The sequence below is a fragment of the Ralstonia sp. 25mfcol4.1 genome (genome assembly GCF_900104095.1).
Lineage (GTDB): Bacteria > Pseudomonadota > Gammaproteobacteria > Burkholderiales > Burkholderiaceae > Cupriavidus.
Genome location: NZ_FNJO01000014.1, coordinates 64,324 through 80,785, shown reverse-complemented (window position 1 = coordinate 80,785; position 16,462 = coordinate 64,324). Strand labels below are relative to the sequence as shown.

The following is a 16,462-nucleotide window of genomic DNA, read 5'->3' as shown; positions in this document are numbered from 1 at the left end:
GGACCCGACGCCACCGCACAAGCGTAATGCCAGAAACTTCCACCAAGCCCTACCTGATCCGCGCCATTTACGAATGGTGTACCGATAACGGCTTCACGCCGTATATCGCAGTCTTTGTCGACGGCAACACCAACGTGCCGCGCGAGTTCGTAAAAAACAACGAAATCGTGCTGAACGTCAGCTTCGACGCGACCAGCGGCCTGGACATGGGCAACGAGTGGATTACCTTCAGCGCACGCTTCGGTGGCGTTTCGCGCAAGATCGACGTGCCCGTGGAAAACGTGCTGGCGATCTATGCGCGCGAAAATGGCCAGGGCATGGCATTCCCGGTGGAACGCAGCGTCCCCGAAACCCAGGCCGCCACGGAGCGCGAAAACAACCCGCCCCCCAAACTGGCCCCGGTAGACGCCGACACGCCGGCACCGGTCACGGCGGAAGAGGGCGCTGACGGCTCGGACGACGACCCGAACCCGCCCCCCGTACCCCGCATCGGCGGCAAGAAGCCGTCGCTGAAGGTGGTCAAATAAGCCATCGCCAAGACACACCGCATGCAGTAGAATCGCGGTCTGCACCAAACATGCCGGCTTAGCTCATCAGGTAGAGCAGTTGATTTGTAATCATCAGGTGGCGGGTTCGAGTCCTGCAGCCGGCACCAGTTTCATGTGAAAAAGCCACGCGAAAGCGTGGCTTTTTTGCATTCCCGCCTCTCGCTCGGCGCCGACGTTCCGCAGCCGCAGAACGTGGCAAGCACGACAGCAAGATACGCCGCGGGTCCCCAACCCCCGCGGCGGCGTCACCTCAACGGCGCCCCGTCAAGCCCCCACCGGCTTTCCCCCCACATGCCGCACCACCACCGTCGACGACCTTGACGGCAAATTGGCGTCCGGCCAGTTGCCGCCGGCCGCTCCCGTTCCCGTCGGATGCTGGATGTTCACGAAGAACGTGGTCAAGTCGGGCGTGTAGGCCAGCCCGGTGATCTCGCAGCCGACCGGTCCTACCAGCAGGCGTCGCACTTCGCGGGTTACCTGGTCGACGTAGTGCATCGAGTTGGCGCCGAAGATGCTGGTCGTGGATGAGCCCGTTCCGGCGTCGGTTTGTACCCACAGGCGGCCCTTCGGGTCCACGCGGATGCCGTCGGGGCTGCTGAAGGTGGCGCCGGTCATGTTGCCCTTCTGGTTGGCTGCCGCGATCGATGGGTCGCCGGCCAGCAGCAGGATTTCCCACTTGAATCTCGTTGCGAGTGGCGAGTCGCCGTCCTCGCGCCAGCGGATGATGTGTCCGTGGGGATTGTTGGCGCGCGGGTTGGCGGCGTCGGTCTGTACGCGGCCGCCGTTGTTGGTCAGGGTGCAGAAGATCGTCTTGTCGAGGCCCACGGTGATCCATTCCGGGCGGTCCATCAGCGTGGCGCCCACGACGCGGGCGGCCGCCTTGGTGTTGACAAGCACGTCGGCCTGGGTGTTGAAGTCGATCGGCGCAGGCGTGGGCGCGGTGGCGAATTGCGTCCAGTTGCCGGGGTCCGATGCGCCGGCCACGAGGCCATTCCTGCCCTGGGTCAGTTCGATCCACTCCCCCGATCCGTCGGCGTTGAACTTCGCGACGTACAGCGTGCCGTCGTCCAGCAGGCTCGCGTTGTTGAGCCGGTTGGTCGTGTCGAACGCGCTGGTCGGGATGAATTTGTAGATGCAGCCGGGCGTGCCGTCGTCGCCCATGTAGAAGGCCACGCGGTTGTTGGCATCGGCCATGAACGCGGTGTTTTCATGGTCGAAGCGGCCCATGGCGGTGCGCTTCACGGGCAGGCCGGCAATCTGTTGCAGCGGGTCGATTTCGACGATCCAGCCGTAGCCTTCTTCGGCTTGCGTAGGGTCCAGGTAGTTGTCGGTGGTTTCCTCGCAGGTCAGGTATGTACCCCACGGCGTATGGCCGCTGGAGCAGTTGTTGAGCGTGCCGATGACCACCGGGCCCACGGCGGCGGCAGCCGGGCCGGAGACGCGATAGGCCGTGTTGCCCGAGTAGCGTTTGTTGTATAGCGAGTTGCGCTTGACCTGCCATTTGTCGGCAACCAGCTCGATCTCGATGACGGATACGCCCACCGATGACAGTGCGATGCGCTTCTGCTCTGCGGTGGCCGTGGCCGGATTGTAGGACCCAGCCATCAGGATGGCCGCGTCGGGCGCTTCGTGATTGATCGCGAGCAGGCCGCCCTTCTGCGGGTCGACGCCGGGGATCTCGAAAAAGTGCATGCCGTCGTGATTGCCGCCGGCCTGCTGCTCGGTTTCCATCGACGTCTGGAACGCACCCTTGTAGCCGGCCGCGCCCGCCGCCACGGGATCACCGGCGGAGAACAGCACGTACGACTGGTAATCCTTGGCCACCGTCACCTGGTTGGCTGTGATCTTCGATGGCAGCGACTGGAAGTTGACGCTGTAGTCCAGCGGCTGCTGGCCGGGAGCCGGGGCGGGGGCGGGTGCCGGGGTGGGCGACGGCGCCGGTACGGCACCGTTGTCACCGTCGCCGCCGCACGCGGCCAGCAGTGTGCCGCCGCCGAATGCGGACAGCAGTGAAACGCCGAGGCTGCCCCGCAGCACGCGGCGGCGCGCCGGATTGGCGGCGACCAACTCTTCCAGCGTTTGACCCGGGACAGTCTTGTTGCCTTCGGCCTCGCGGCGCGGGGCGCGCAGCTTGTCGGTGATGTACGACATGTGTTCCTCCAGTATTTGCGGGGGGCCCGCCGTGAATACGGTGCCGGCGGGGAATAGCCGCGGCCGATACTAGGGAACAAATGTGTCGGTTTAGTTACTGAATGACTGCTCATCCAGCCAATGGGTGCGGGTTGCAGGTCTGCGTTCGAGGGGTGCTTCAGTTTGCATGACCGCATCCGATAACGCTAAAGCGGGCAAGCCCCTGATGGGGATTGCGGAGTCCGGTGCGATGGCCGAGGCGGTCAACCTCAAGGCTATGGCGTCGGGGCCTGTCTCGCGCATAATCGGCGTCACGCCAGATCGACCCTTTCCAAAAAGGGCAAAACACAAGTGGTAGTTCTTGGTTGGGTACAACAGGAGAGGTCAAACATGCTTAGCAAACTGGCAGGCTGCCGCCCGGTGCGACTGGCCCTGGCAAGTCTCGTCGCCACGCTGGCCGCTTGCGGCGGGGGCGGTGACGATAGTGGCGGATCGGTGGTGCGCGTGTCCGAGGCATCCACGCTTTCCACGCAGGCCGTCAGCAGCAGTGTCACGGCCAGCCCTACGCGCTGGATGCCGTCGCTCACCGACACGTGGCAGCTTCAGCTGCAAGGCACGATCAACACCAGCTACAACGTGGCGGTCTACGACATCGACCTCTTCGATACACCGCAAGCCACCATCAATGCGCTGAAGGCGCAGGGCAAGCGGGTGGTGTGCTATTTCTCCGCAGGCAGCAGCGAGGACTGGCGCCCCGACTACGCGAAGTTCAAGCCGGCTGACATGGGCAACGCACTCGATGGCTGGGCGGGCGAACGCTGGCTCGATACGCGCTCGGCCAACGTGCGCGCCATCATGCAGGCGCGCATGGACCTGGCCAAGTCCAAGGGCTGCGATGGAATCGATGCCGACAACGTCGACGGCTATACCAACAACCCCGGCCTGCCGCTCACGGCCGCCACACAGCTTGACTACAACCGCTTCCTGGCCGATCAGGCGCATGCCCGGGGCCTGGCGATCGGCCTGAAGAACGCCGTCGCGCAGCTGAGCGATCTGGCGCCGTCATTCGATTTCGCGGTGAACGAGCAGTGCTTCCAGTACAACGAGTGCAGCGGCTATTCGGCCTTCACCGTGCAGGGCAAGCCCGTGTTCAACGTCGAATACCAGTCGAAGTGGAAGGATGCCGCCACGCGGCAGAAGCTCTGTGCCAAGGCCCAGGCGCTGAACCTCCGGACGCTGGTGCTGCCGCTCGCCTTGAACGACAAGTTCCGCTACAGCTGCGACTGAGGATCTGAAATTTAAAGAATCGACTACGAAGCGGTAGTCGGGGGACTCAGGGGCGGGCGGCTTCGCGGCTGTCCGCCTTTTCCATTTCCCGCCACGCCAGGAACAGGCGCGTATCGAATTCCAGCTGGTGATACTGCGGTTCCATATGTTCGCAGAGCCGGTAGAACGCCTTGTTGTGGTCCGATTCCTTCAGGTGCGCCAGTTCGTGCACCACGATCATCCGCAGGAATTCGGGGGGCGCCCCCTTGAATAGCGACGCCACGCGGATTTCCTTCTTCGCTTTCAGCTTGCCGCCCTGCACGCGCGAGATGGCCGTGTGCAGGCCCAGCGCGTGCTGCGCGGTGTCCAGCCGAGCGTCGTAGCCCACCTTGTGCAGCGGCGGGGCGCTGCGCAGGTATTCCTGCTTGATCTCGGCCGTGTACTCGTAGAGCGCGCGGTCGGTCTGGACCGTGTGATGCCCGGGGTAGCGGCGCGCGAGGTGGTCGCCCAGCGTGCCGGCCGCCATTGCGGCGCGCACCTGGTCGAGCACATTGGGCGGATAGCCGCCCAGGAATCGCATCGGGTCTTTCACGCCCGGCCGCCAGCCTTCGGTCATGTCAGTGGTGGTGATGGTGGTGATGCATCCAGCTGTTATCCATCGAATGCACGAACGACTCCACGGCATCCTTGTCGCCCAGGGCGTGGCGCATCATTTCGCCGCACTTGCAGAAGCCCTGGTACGGGGTGATGTGCGAGCACGCCGACGTCTTCTGCAGATACAGCGTGACGGGTTTCGCGCACTTCTTGCACTTGAACTTGAGGGTCAGGGCGGGTTTGCTCATGGGAATGGGGTAAAAATGCGTCGATGCGAAACCGGCCATTGTACCGGCCGCGCCCATCGGCTGCCGGGCCAGGGCCCGGGGCCGGCGATCGGGGCCGGTCCGTTTGCTACACTCCCGCCATTCCCGCATTCCAACCGAATCCAACCGAACACGCTCCATGGCACAGTACGTTTTCACCATGAACCGCGTGGGCAAGATCGTTCCGCCCAAGCGTCACATTCTCAAGGACATCTCGCTGTCCTTCTTCCCCGGTGCCAAGATCGGCGTGCTGGGCCTGAACGGCTCGGGCAAGTCCACGCTGCTGAAGATCATGGCCGGTCTCGACAAGGAGATCGAGGGCGAAGCCACGCCGATGCCGAACCTGAACATCGGCTACCTGCCGCAGGAACCGCAGCTCGACCCCGAGCAGACCGTCCGAGAATCGGTGGAAGAAGCGCTGGGCGGCGTGTTCGAGGCCCGCAAGAAGCTCGACGAGATCTACGCAGCCTATGCCGAGCCGGACGCCGATTTCGACGCGCTGGCCGCCGACCAGGCCAAGTACGAGGCGATCCTGGCCGCCAGCGACGGCAACAACGTCGAACTGCAGCTGGAAATTGCCGCCGACGCGCTGCGCCTGCCGCCGTGGGACGCCAGGATCGGCCATCTGTCGGGCGGTGAAAAGCGCCGCGTGGCGCTGTGCCGCCTGCTGCTGTCGCGCCCCGACATGCTGCTGCTCGACGAACCGACCAACCACCTCGACGCCGAATCGGTGGACTGGCTCGAACAGTTCCTGACGCGCTTCCCGGGCACCGTGGTGGCCGTCACCCACGATCGCTACTTCCTGGACAACGCCGCCGAGTGGATTCTGGAACTGGACCGCGGCCATGGCATTCCCTGGAAGGGTAACTACAGCTCGTGGCTGGAGCAGAAGGAAGACCGGCTGAAGCAGGAAGAGGCCACCGAGTCGGCCCGCCAGAAGGCGCTGAACAAGGAACTGGAGTGGGTGCGCCAGAACCCGAAGGGCCGCCAGGCCAAGTCCAAGGCGCGTCTGGCCCGTTTCGACGAACTGAACAGCCAGGAATACCAGAAGCGCAACGAAACCCAGGAGATTTTCATCCCCGTGGGCGAGCGCCTGGGTAACGAAGTCATCGAATTCGACAACGTCAGCAAGGGCTTTGGCGACCGCATGCTGATCGAGAACCTGAGCTTCAAGGTGCCGCCGGGCGCCATCGTCGGCATCATCGGCCCGAACGGCGCCGGCAAATCGACGTTCTTCAAGATGCTGACCGGCAAGGAACAGCCGGACAGCGGCGAGATCAAGATCGGGCCGACGGTGAAGATGGCATTCGTGGACCAGAGCCGCGACGCGCTGGATGGCAGCAAGACCGTGTTCGAGGAAATCTCGGGCGGGTCGGACATCCTGACCGTGGGCCGCTACGAAACGCCGTCGCGTGCGTACATCGGCCGCTTCAACTTCAAGGGCGGCGACCAGCAGAAGACCGTCGGCACGCTGTCAGGCGGTGAACGTGGCCGGCTGCACATGGCCAAGACGCTGATCGCGGGCGGCAACGTGCTGCTGCTCGATGAACCGTCGAACGACCTCGACGTGGAAACGCTGCGCGCGCTGGAAGACGCGCTGCTGGAATTCGCCGGCTGCGTCATGGTGATCTCCCACGACCGCTGGTTCCTGGACCGTATCGCCACCCACATCCTCGCCTTCGAAGGCGATTCGCACGTGGAGTTCTTCCCCGGCAACTACCAGGAATACGAAGCCGACAAGAAGAAGCGCCTGGGCGAAGAAGCCGCGAAGCCGAAGCGCATCCGCTACAAGCCGATCACTCGCTGATCGGCGACAGGTTCGGTTTTCTCCCCTATCCCATGGATGGGAGGAGGGGCGGGGGAGAGGGCCCGGCGGTTCGAATTACGGCAAGCTGGCAAGCAGAATCCCCATGCCCTCTCCCCCAACTCCTCTCCCCCAAGAGGGAGAGGGAGCAGGGAGGTCAGTGGCAGCATCAAGCCCGGACGAGCCTCACCAGCGTGATCTCCGACGGCGCGCCAAACCGCTTCGGCGGACCCCAGTAGCCCGTTCCGCGGCTCACGTAGATCCACATGCTTTCATGCCGGTTCAGCCCATGCACATAGGGCTGCTGCATCGGCACGAACAGGTTCCACGGCCAGAACTGGCCGCCGTGGGTGTGTCCGGATAGCTGCAGGTCGAATCCGGCTGCGGCGGCCGCTGGCGCCGAGCGGGGCTGGTGCGCCAGCAGTATGCGTGCCGCGGCGTTGGCCGGCGCGCCGTGCAGCGCGCGCACGGGGTCGCTGCGATGGCTTTCGATAAAGCCCCCGGCCGTGAAATCGGTCACGCCACCCAGCACCAGCGATGCGTCGCCACGTGCCACCACCACGTGCTCGTTCATCAGCACGCGCAGGCCCAGGCGGGTCAGTTCCTCGATCCACGACTCCGCGCCCGAGTAGTACTCGTGGTTGCCCGTTACCACGTAGGCGCCATGCGGCGCGGATAACCGCGCAAACGGCGCGGTGTGGGCAGAAAGCTCGCGCACCGAACCGTCGACCAGATCGCCGGTAATGGCGATGGCGTCGGGCTTCAGCCCGTTCACGCTGTCGACGATGCGGTTCAGGTAGGGCGCCTTGATGGTCGGCCCCACGTGAATATCGCTGATCTGCGCGATCGTAAAACCTTCAAATTCCTGCCGCAGGTTAGCGATCGGCACATCGACCTTCTTCACCCGCGCCAGCCCGCGCGCATTGAAATAGCCGATCGCCGACACGGCCACCGCCAGCCCAACCACCGCCGACGCGCTGTAGAAGGCCAGCCCCGCCGGCTGCCAGCGGGCCAGCATCGCCACCAGCAGGAAGATGTCGCGCGCAAAGGTCAGCACCAGCAGCGATGAGAAGAATCCCATCGCAAGCATGCCGAGCCAGCTCAGCCGGTCGGCCCAGTCGCCCGCCAGCCGCCGCGCCATCAGCGCGGCCGGAATCAGCACGGTCGAGGCGATCAGCCACAGCACGGCCAGCATATGGACGACGGCCGGCAGGGGCAGGGCGGGCAGCAGCCGCGCGCCGATATAGGCGTGCAGCGCGGCCACGATCGCGGTGGGAACCAGCAGGGAACGGCGGGAGCGCCTGGTACTCATGGCAGGGGCGTCAGAGTCGGATTCGAGTGTAGGTGAGGCTGTGCCAGCTGCGCTTCAAGGGTCTGTTTCAAACGAAACATGCACGGTGCACCACTTTGAGGCACCCATGTGATCTGTCCGGTTTCCGCAAGGCCAATGAATGTTTTTGCCGCACATTGTTCCTGCAACCGCACTAATTTAGATTCATCTGACGCCGAATGTTGGAGATTCCATGTCCTGTGCGAAGCCCGCCCGTCTGGGCCTGACCTTGCTTGCCGTGGCGCTGCTGGCCGCCCTGCCGCCGGCGGGGGTGTCCGCCAAGTCCGCGTCCGCAGCCAGTGCCGCGCAAAAGCTGGCGCCGCTGAGCTGGCCGCGTAATTTCGAGGTGGCTGGCGACCACGTGGAGCTCTACCAGCCCGAAATCGAGAAATGGGACGGCAACCGGCTGTCGGGGCGCGCGGCCGTGGCCATCGGCGCCAGGCAGGGCACGCCGGTCTATGGCGTGGCGCGCTTCTCGGCGCAGGCCGATATCGACAAGCCGTCGTCGCTGGTGCAACTGACGAATATCCAGATCGACAGCGTGGACGTGCCCACCCGCCCCGATGCCGCCGACAGGGTGCGGCAGGCGCTGATCGGCCGGCTGTCGCCCCAGGGGCTGACCGTACCGCTGGAGGAACTGCAAGCCAGCTACGCGGTATCGCAGCAGCTGGCTAAGGCGCAGCGCGTGCCGGTGAAGAACGACGCCCCGCAGATCCTGTTTGCAACCACGCCCACGCTGATGGTCCATGTCGATGGCGACCCGGCCTGGCGCCAGGTGGCCGGCACATCGTATGAGCGCGCCATCAACAGCCGCGCGCTCCTGCTGCGCGATGCCGGCGGCGAACTGTGGCTGCAGGCGGCCGGTTACTGGTATCGCTCGGAATCGGCCGGCGGCACGTGGGAGCCCGTGTCCAGCCCGCCTGCCGCGCTGCTGGGGGCGGCCGGCAAGATCACCGCATCGAAGGACGAGCCGAAGCCCGACGCGATGATGCCCGCCGACGGCAAGAAGCCACCGCGCGCCCCGGTGGTGCTGATGGCCACGCGGCCGGCTGAACTGATCCTGACATCGGGCGAACCGCAAATGACGCCCGTGGGCGGCACCGGCCTGCTGACGATGTCGAATGCCGACCACGCGGTGCTCATCGATCCGTCGAGCAACCAGACCTACGTGCTGATCTCGGGCCGCTGGTTCCGCGCGGCGATGCTCAACGGCCCGTGGGAATACGTGCCCGGTACCCAATTGCCGGCCGAGTTCGCCAAAATCTCGCCGCAGGATCCCAAGGCCAACGTGCTGGTGTCGGTGCCCGGCACGCCGCAGGCCCGCGAGGCCGAGATCGCGGCCACGATTCCGCAGACGGCCTCGGTGTCGCGCACCAAGGCCGCGACGACCGTGACCTACGACGGCACGCCCAGGTTCGAGTCGATCGCCGGCACGTCGCTGCGCTACGCGGTCAACACCGCCACGCCCGTGATCGAGGTCGATTCGTCGCACTACTTCGCGGTGGTCAACGGCGTCTGGTTCACGGCCGGCGCGGCGGGCGGCCCCTGGCAGGTGGCCACCGAGGTGCCATCGGCCATCTACACGATTCCGCCCAGTTCGCCGCTGTACTACGTGACCTACGTACGCATCTACTCGGTCACGCCGACCACGGTGGTGGTCGGCTACACGCCGGGCTACCTGGGCGTGGTGGTGAACCCGGACGGCACCGTGGTCTACGGCACCGGCTATGTCTATCCGCCGTATGTCGGCACGTACTACTACGGCTACCCGGTGACCTACGGCTATGGCGCGGGATTCGGCATCGGCGTGGCCGAAGGATTCGCCTTCGGCTTCGCGGCCGGCGCGATCTGGGGCGCGGCGGCGCCCTACTGGGGCCCGTACTGGTATGGCGGCGGCAGCTTCGTCAATATCAACCAGGCGAACTTCTACGGCCGCTGGGGGCAGGGGACCGTGACCCATGCCGAAGGCTGGAACGCCTGGACGGGCACGCAGTGGCGCGGCACGGCCGGCGCCGGCTACAACCCGGCCACGGGCGCGCGCTTCCAGGGCAGCCAGGGCGCCGCGTTCAATCCCTATTCCGGCAACTATGCGGCCGGGCGGCAGGGATCGTTCGCCAACCCATCAACGGGGCGCGAGGGCGCCGGGCGCGGCGGCGTGGCCGGCAATGAATACACGGGCAACTATGCGGCCGGCCGGCAGGCGGCCGGATATAACGCCCAGACCGGCCGCATCGGCGCCGGCGAAGCGGGCATCGCCGGCAACACGCAGACCGGCCAGTACACAGCCGGCAGCCGTGGCTTTGTCGCCAATCCGAACAAGGACAACGCCGTGGTCTGGAACAACGGCAACGTCTACGCGGGCCATGACGGCAACGTCTACCAGCACACCGACGACGGCTGGCAGAAGCACACCACCAACGGCTGGGAGCCCATGCAGCAGAACAGCGAAATGCAGGGCCGGCTGGATCAGCAGCGCCAGGCGCGGCAGGCCGGGCAGCAACGCTTCAACAGCGCGGCGGCCCAGCAGTGGCAGGGACGCTTTGCCGGCGGCGGCGGAAGGTTCGGCGGCGGTGGCGGCCGGTTCCATGGCGGGTTCCGGCGATAGCGTTGCATCGCTTCCGGCGCGATCGCTCTCGCACGCAGGAGAGAGGAAAAAGCCGGGAGCCTTGGAAACCCCGCCGTCTGCCTCCCCCCTCGCCTCAAGCGGGAGCGGGGCCGGGGCAGAGCGTAAAGCCGTTCAAACCGACTCCACCGCGGCCCGCGCCCCCAAGTCAGACAGGCCACCGGGCGGGATCGCGCGCAGGCCGTCCACCAGCCGCGACGCGCGGGTCTGCTCGGTCTTGCCGGTCCGCCGCATCAGCTACGCGGCGACCACTCCCCTTTGCGGACCCCCATCGCCGTCACCAGCCCATAAGCGGTAATTCCCAGCGCAACGCCCAGGAAATGGCCGTCGAGGCCCATCCCGGCCACATTGGCCAGCACCCAGCCGCCGCCGGCGGCCAGGCCGATTCGGCTCAGGCCGGCGACGATCGGCCAGCGCATGCGCGCGGCGCCCAGCGACGCGAAGTACAGCGCCATGCCCAGCCCGAATCCACCGAATGCCGGGCCGACCCATGACAGCGCCCGGGCCGCGATGGCGGCCACTTCGGCATCCCTGGTGAACAGCGCGGCGAACTGGGTCGGCATAAGCCCCACGGCGGCGCCGACGCTGCCCGCCAGCAGCAGCGCCAGCAACGCCCCCACCCAGGCAGTGCGGCGCGCCGTATGCCAGTCGCCGGCGCCCACCGAGCGGCCCACCAGCGCCGTGAGCGCCGAGCCCACGCCGAATGCCAGCGGAATCATCAGGAATTCCAGCCGTGCCGAAATGCCATAGGCCGCCACGGCCGTGGTGCCGTAGTGCCGCAGCTGCGCCGTGACCAGGATCGTCGTCAGGTTGGCCACCGATGCCAGCGCGCAGGCGATCAGGCCGACCGCCAGAATGCGATGGAACAGCGCGCCCGACAGCTTCACGCGCAGCGTCGGCACAAAGCCCGCACCGCCGCGCATCACGACCCAGGCCATCATCAGCGCCGCCGCCCACGATGCCGCCGCCAGCCCCGCGCCGATCCCGGCCAGGCCCATGCCCAGCCCTTCGGCAAACCACCACGCCAGCACCGGAAACACGATCCACATGCCGGCCAGCACGCGCGCGGCCAGCGCGTGCCGTCCGCCGCCGCGCAGCACCGACGCCAGCGTATTGGCCAGCCACGCCGGCACCGCACCGAGGCCGAACAGCCAGATCGCATAGGTCGCCGCCGCTTCGGCCGCCGTGCTGCCGCCGACGGCGCCGAACACCTGATGCGGGAAGCCGGCCAGCGCAATGGCGAAGGCCAGTCCGGCCGTCACCGCGATGATCATCGCGTGCATGACCAGCGACGAGGCATCGTCGCGCTTGCCCGCACCGAGCGCGCGCGCGATGGCCGACACCACGCCGCCGCCCATCGCTCCGGTCGACATCTGCTGCAGCAGCAGTGCGAATGGCAGCACCACCGCCCAGCCGGCCAGCGCCGCCGTGCCCTGGCGCGCGGCCAGCCACGTTTCGATCAATTGGGAACCGGCCTGGAGGAAGGCCACCAGGCTGGTGGGCGCGGCCAGCGCGGCAATGCGCCGGGCGATCTCGCCGTTGGAAACCGGCTCCACGGCGGCGGCCGGGCCGTTCAGCGTCAATGCGTCAGGCTTGCTCATCGGCGGCCTCCGTGGCGGGTTGCGCGCCAAAGCGTTCGCGCAGATATCGGCCGGCGCCGGGGCCGGGCCGCACACGCAGGTCATCGACGGTGATCGTGCTGCCATCGGCACGGGTCAGGCACCCGGCCACGATCTCGCCGCCGTCGCGCTTGTCTTCCAGCACGGTCAGCGGCCCCTTGCCGTCGGCCAGCCAGCGGTCGGCCCACGCCTTGAGCGACACGTAGACCGGAAAGAAGTCGCGCCCCATCTCTGTCAGCTGGTACACCTGCCGCGCGCCGCCGCCGGGTGCCGGCACCTTTTCGAGCAGCCCATGTTCGACCAGCGTCTTGAGCCGCGCGCTCAGGATGTTGGGCGCAATGCCCAGATGCTTCTCGAATTCGTCGAATCGCGAACTGCCGTAGTAGACCTCCCGCATCAGCAGGATCGCCCATCTCTCGCCCAGCATCGCCATCGACCGCGCCACCGGGCACGGCATATTGGCAAAGTCCGTGTGTGCCATCGTCTCCTCTTTTTACTTTTGATATGCAAGTAAAAAGGATAATAGCTTGCGATTTGAAAGTCGGCAGGCGATTTTTGTCAGGCTTGTGCGAATACCGGCAATCCTGTTACCGCCTCGCGCAGGAACCCGATCAGCGCCCGCGTGGCCATCGACAGGTGCGGGTTTGGCGTGGTGATGATGTACAGGCGGTTGCCGAGGCCTTCGGGCTTCCAGTCTGGGAGCACCGGCACCAGCGTGCCCCGGCGCACATCTTCCCACCCCATGTAGACCGGCAGCAGGCTGATGCCGTGCCCCTGGCGCACCGCGTTCATCAGGAACGGGAAGTGTTCGGATTGCAGGTAGGGCGTGATCTCCACATCGTGCCGCTCCGGCCCGCACGCGGAATCGCGGCCCAGGGTCAATAGGAAACGTCTCGAAGTGTAGGGCGGGCAAAGGAATCGGCAGGCCGTCAGGTCGGACGGCTTTTGCAGCGGCGGGGTCCGCGCCAGATATTCCGGCGACGCGCACAACTGCCAGCGGATGGCGCAGACCTCGCGCGCCACGGTGTCCAGCGGCGGCAGCGACGTCACCTTCAGCGCCACGTCGATCTCGGCGGCGATCAGGTCGGTCACGCGGTTGGCAAAGAACACGCGCAGCGAAATGCCCGGGTGCAGTTCGGCAAAGCGCAGCAGTAGCGGGGCGATAAAGGCGTCGCCCAGCCCGGTGGGCACGCTCACGCGCACATGGCCGCGCAGTGTCTTGCCCAGGCTGTCGATCTCGGCCTGTGCGGCGGCCATCTCCTGCAGGATGCGCAGGCCGTGCTCGTAGAGCGACTGGCCGGCATCGGTCATCTCCAGGTGGCGCGTGGTCCGGCGCAGCAGCATGGCACCGGCCTGTTCTTCCAGCTGCCCCAGCTGCCGGCTGATCTGCGACCGGGTGACGCCGCGCCGGCGTCCCGCTTCGGCCAGGTTGCCCGCTTCGACGATATCCACGAAGGCCTGCACAAGGTTGAGGTCCATGCGACGACTCTGAAAGCAATGTCAAGTTTGACGCAACATTGTGATTCGGTCAGATGGGATTGTCGATGCCGGCGTGCATCGATAAAGTGGCCAGTCATCGGTGGAAATTCGCGACCCATCGCACCCCCGGCAGCCCTACAAGGAGACCCCGCATGCCCGCAGACCTCTGGTTCGAATCGTTGCAGCGCCCCGGCGCGGAGGTGCTGGATCGCGGCATGCGGCTGGCCGGCGGGCTGAGGCGGCTGGGGCTGGAAGAGGGCAACGTGGTCGCGGTGCTGCTGCGCAACGATCCGGTGTTCGCGGACGTGGTGTTCGCGTGCCGCGCGGCCGGCACTTACTACTGCCCGGTCAACTGGCATTTCATGGCCGAGGAAGTGCGCTACCTGCTCGAAGACAGCGGCGCACGCGCGCTGATCGTCCATGCCGATCTGCTGCCGGCCGTGCAGGCGACGGTGCCTGCCGGCGTTGCGGTGCTGGTGGTGGGCGGCTCACATCCCGATGCGATCGAATACGAGCCGTGGCTGGCCGCGCAAACCGCCTACGACGGGCCGCGCGTGGCGCCGCGCGGGCATCTGGCCTACACGTCCGGCACCACCGGCCGGCCCAAGGGCGTGTTGCGCCAGGCGGTGCCGCTGGCGGACCTGGACGCGCAGCAGGACCGCCTGCGCTCGCTGATCCGGCAGGCCTACGGCATCGTGCCCGGCTGCCGTGCCCTGATGGCAGCGCCGCTCTATCACAGCGCGCCGAGCGTGTACGTGCAGAACGCGCTGCAGATGGCCGAGCGGCTGGTGCTGGCGCCGCGCTTCGATGCCGAGCAGGTGCTGGCGCTGGTGGAAAAGCACCGCATCGACGTGCTTTACCTGGTGCCGATCATGTACGTGCGGCTGCTGAAGCTGCCGCCCGAAGTGCGCGCGAAGTACGACCTCTCGTCGATCCGCTTTGTCGCGTCCACCGGCTCGCCGTGCTCGCCGGAGGTGAAGCGCGCAATGCTCGACTGGCTTGGTCCGGTGATCCACGAGACCTACGCGTCGAGCGAGGCTGGCCTGGTCACCGTGGCCACGCCAGAGGACGCCGCGGCCCGCCCCGGTACGGCCGGGCGCCCCGTGGACGAAGCCAGCGTGCGCATCATCGACGAGAACGGCCGGCCTTGCGCGCCAGGCGAGGTGGGTCTGGTCTACGTGCGGCAGCCCGCCTATCCCGACTTCACCTACCTGAACAACGACCCGGCGCGCCGGGAGATCGACATCGACGGGCGCGTCACGCTGGGCGACATGGGCTACGTCGATGCCGACGGCTATCTCTTCATCTGCGACCGCGCGTCGGACATGGTCATCTCGGGCGGCGTGAACATCTATCCGGCCGAGATCGAACATGAGCTGGTGCGCTATCCGGGCGTGGCGGACTGCGTAGTGTTCGGCGTGCCGGACGACGAGTACGGCGAACGGCTGCACGGCGTGATCGAGCCGGTGCCCGGCGCCGACGTGGAATCCGCTGCGGTGATCGAATGGCTGCGCGGCCGGCTGTCGGGCTTCAAGGTGCCGCGCTCGATCGAGATCGTGGAACGGCTGCCGCGCGACGAAACCGGCAAACTGGCCAAACGCCGGTTGCGGGACCAGCACTGGGCAGGCCGCCAGCGGCGGGTCTGATCACGACTTGCCCCACGGTGCTTGCCCTTCTGCCGCACGGCGGGAGAGGGTCGGCGGAGAGGGCAGGCGCCGGCATCGCGATTCCATTCATATAAAGCAGGAGACAACCATGCACCGTATTGCCATCAGCATCTGCGCCGCCTTGTTGGGGATCGCGTTCACTGCCCCCGCCGTGGCCGCCTATCCCGACCGGCCGATCAAGCTCGTGGTTCCGTACACCCCGGGCGGCTCGACCGACCAGTTTGGCCGTGCGATGGCCGAAGGCATGGCGCGCGAGATGAAGCAGCCCGTGGTGGTGGAGAACCGCCCCGGCGCCAACACGATGGTGGGCACGCAGGGCGTGGCACGGGCGCAGCCGGATGGCTACACGGTGCTGATGGGCAGCAGCGCCAGCATGGTCCTGAATCCGATGCTCTACAAGAAGACCGGCTACGACCCGAAGGACTTCAAGGTCATCCTGATCGGCGTCGAGGTGCCGCTGGTGGTGGTCACCAACAACCAGGTGCCGGCCAGCAGCATCAAGGACTTTGCCGCATATGCCAGGGCGGCGGGCGGCAAGCTCAACTATTCGTCGGTGGGGCTCGGCAATCCGCTGCAACTGGCCACGGAAATGCTGAAGTCGGAACTGGGCGTCGAGATGACGCACGTGCCCTACAACGGCAGTGCGCCGGCGCTGGCGTCGCTGCTGGCCAACGACACGCAGCTGATGGTGGACGTGGTCAGCACCTCGCTGCCGCATATCAAGGCGGGCAAGCTCAAGGCGCTGGCCGTGACGGGCCGCGCGCGGCTGGATGTCCTGCCCAATGTGCCGACGGTGGCCGAAAGCGGATACCCCAACTTCCATGCGGCCACGTGGTTCGGCCTGGCCGTGCCGGCCCAGACGCCGCCGGAGGCTGTCGCGAAACTGCAGGCCGCCGCATCGCACGTGCTGACCGAGACGGCATTCCGCAACACGTTCAATGCGCTCGGACTGATCGTGCAACAGCCTCGCAGCCAGGCGGAGATTGACCGCTACGTGCAAGCCGACCGCGAGAACTGGGGCAAGGTGATTCGCGCCAACAACATCAGCCTGGACTGAACCGGCGCGGCGCAACCGTATGGTGCGGAAGTTCAGGGGCGTATAGTTGAGGGCGTTTTTTACGCCCCCGCATGCTTTC

General features: G+C 66.5%; 13 protein-coding genes and 1 tRNA gene. 7 read left to right on the top strand and 7 right to left on the bottom strand.

What is annotated here, in order from left to right; translation table 11 throughout:
* Positions 1 to 26 precede the first annotated feature (26 nt).
* The gene (locus BLQ58_RS22135; RefSeq protein WP_092602079.1) at positions 27 to 527 is read left to right on the top strand and encodes a ClpXP protease specificity-enhancing factor; all 501 of its coding nucleotides are present in this window, start codon (positions 27 to 29) and stop codon (positions 525 to 527) included.
* A 52-nt stretch (positions 528 to 579) separates the two neighbouring features.
* Positions 580 to 655, top strand: a tRNA-Thr gene (locus BLQ58_RS22130).
* Positions 656 to 812: 157 nt separating this feature from the next.
* On the opposite strand, the gene BLQ58_RS22125 is transcribed toward BLQ58_RS22130, so the two are convergent.
* Positions 813 to 2,699: a PhoX family protein gene (locus BLQ58_RS22125; protein ID WP_092602077.1), complete on the bottom strand. Its 1,887-nt coding sequence runs from the start codon at positions 2,697 to 2,699 to the stop codon at positions 813 to 815.
* A 369-nt stretch (positions 2,700 to 3,068) separates the two neighbouring features.
* Between BLQ58_RS22125 and BLQ58_RS22120 the strand changes: the two genes are divergently transcribed.
* Positions 3,069 to 3,965: an endo alpha-1,4 polygalactosaminidase gene (locus BLQ58_RS22120; RefSeq protein WP_092602076.1), complete on the top strand. Its 897-nt coding sequence runs from the start codon at positions 3,069 to 3,071 to the stop codon at positions 3,963 to 3,965.
* A gap of 46 nt (positions 3,966 to 4,011) precedes the next feature.
* Here BLQ58_RS22120 and BLQ58_RS22115 read toward each other — a convergent pair whose 3' ends face one another.
* Both BLQ58_RS22115 and BLQ58_RS22110 read right to left on the bottom strand, forming a co-directional pair.
* On the bottom strand, positions 4,012 to 4,524 hold the full coding sequence (locus BLQ58_RS22115) for a M48 family metallopeptidase (protein ID WP_092602216.1): 513 nt from the start codon (positions 4,522 to 4,524) through the stop codon (positions 4,012 to 4,014).
* Between the two features lie 37 nt (positions 4,525 to 4,561).
* Positions 4,562 to 4,786 carry a hypothetical protein gene (locus BLQ58_RS22110; protein ID WP_092602214.1) on the bottom strand — a complete coding sequence of 75 codons (225 nt, stop codon included), beginning with the start codon at positions 4,784 to 4,786 and terminating at the stop codon, positions 4,562 to 4,564.
* 157 nt (positions 4,787 to 4,943) lie between these two features.
* Here BLQ58_RS22110 and ettA point away from each other — a divergent pair, with 157 nt between their 5' ends.
* Entirely contained in the window at positions 4,944 to 6,611 is a 1,668-nt protein-coding gene (gene ettA / locus BLQ58_RS22105) for an energy-dependent translational throttle protein EttA (RefSeq protein ID WP_092602075.1), read from the top strand.
* A gap of 166 nt (positions 6,612 to 6,777) precedes the next feature.
* Here ettA and BLQ58_RS22100 read toward each other — a convergent pair whose 3' ends face one another.
* Positions 6,778 to 7,920, bottom strand: coding sequence for a metallophosphoesterase (locus tag BLQ58_RS22100; RefSeq protein WP_092602074.1), 1,143 nt, complete (start codon positions 7,918 to 7,920; stop codon positions 6,778 to 6,780).
* Between the two features lie 211 nt (positions 7,921 to 8,131).
* Between BLQ58_RS22100 and BLQ58_RS22095 the strand changes: the two genes are divergently transcribed.
* Positions 8,132 to 10,543, top strand: coding sequence for a carbohydrate-binding family V/XII (locus BLQ58_RS22095; protein ID WP_092602072.1), 2,412 nt, complete (start codon positions 8,132 to 8,134; stop codon positions 10,541 to 10,543).
* A gap of 251 nt (positions 10,544 to 10,794) precedes the next feature.
* Here BLQ58_RS22095 and BLQ58_RS22090 read toward each other — a convergent pair whose 3' ends face one another.
* The 3 genes from BLQ58_RS22090 to BLQ58_RS22080 all read right to left on the bottom strand — a co-directional run bounded on the left by BLQ58_RS22090 (position 10,795) and on the right by BLQ58_RS22080 (position 13,659).
* Positions 10,795 to 12,162 (bottom strand): MATE family efflux transporter, encoded by a 1,368-nt coding sequence (locus BLQ58_RS22090; protein WP_092602070.1) that lies wholly within the window; start codon positions 12,160 to 12,162, stop codon positions 10,795 to 10,797.
* The gene (locus tag BLQ58_RS22085) at positions 12,149 to 12,661 is read right to left on the bottom strand and encodes a winged helix-turn-helix transcriptional regulator (protein WP_092602068.1); all 513 of its coding nucleotides are present in this window, start codon (positions 12,659 to 12,661) and stop codon (positions 12,149 to 12,151) included. The genes BLQ58_RS22090 and BLQ58_RS22085 overlap by 14 nt, the downstream gene beginning before the upstream one ends.
* Before the next feature lie 77 nt (positions 12,662 to 12,738).
* Positions 12,739 to 13,659, bottom strand: a complete 921-nt coding sequence (locus BLQ58_RS22080; protein WP_092602066.1) for a LysR family transcriptional regulator — start codon at positions 13,657 to 13,659, stop codon at positions 12,739 to 12,741.
* Between the two features lie 152 nt (positions 13,660 to 13,811).
* On the opposite strand from BLQ58_RS22080, the gene BLQ58_RS22075 reads away from it, so the two are divergent.
* Positions 13,812 to 15,305 carry an acyl-CoA synthetase gene (locus tag BLQ58_RS22075; RefSeq protein ID WP_092602064.1) on the top strand — a complete coding sequence of 498 codons (1,494 nt, stop codon included), beginning with the start codon at positions 13,812 to 13,814 and terminating at the stop codon, positions 15,303 to 15,305.
* A 109-nt stretch (positions 15,306 to 15,414) separates the two neighbouring features.
* A complete protein-coding gene (locus BLQ58_RS22070; RefSeq protein WP_092602062.1) occupies positions 15,415 to 16,383 on the top strand; it encodes a Bug family tripartite tricarboxylate transporter substrate binding protein in 969 nt (322 codons plus the stop codon).
* Positions 16,384 to 16,462: the final 79 nt, after the last annotated feature.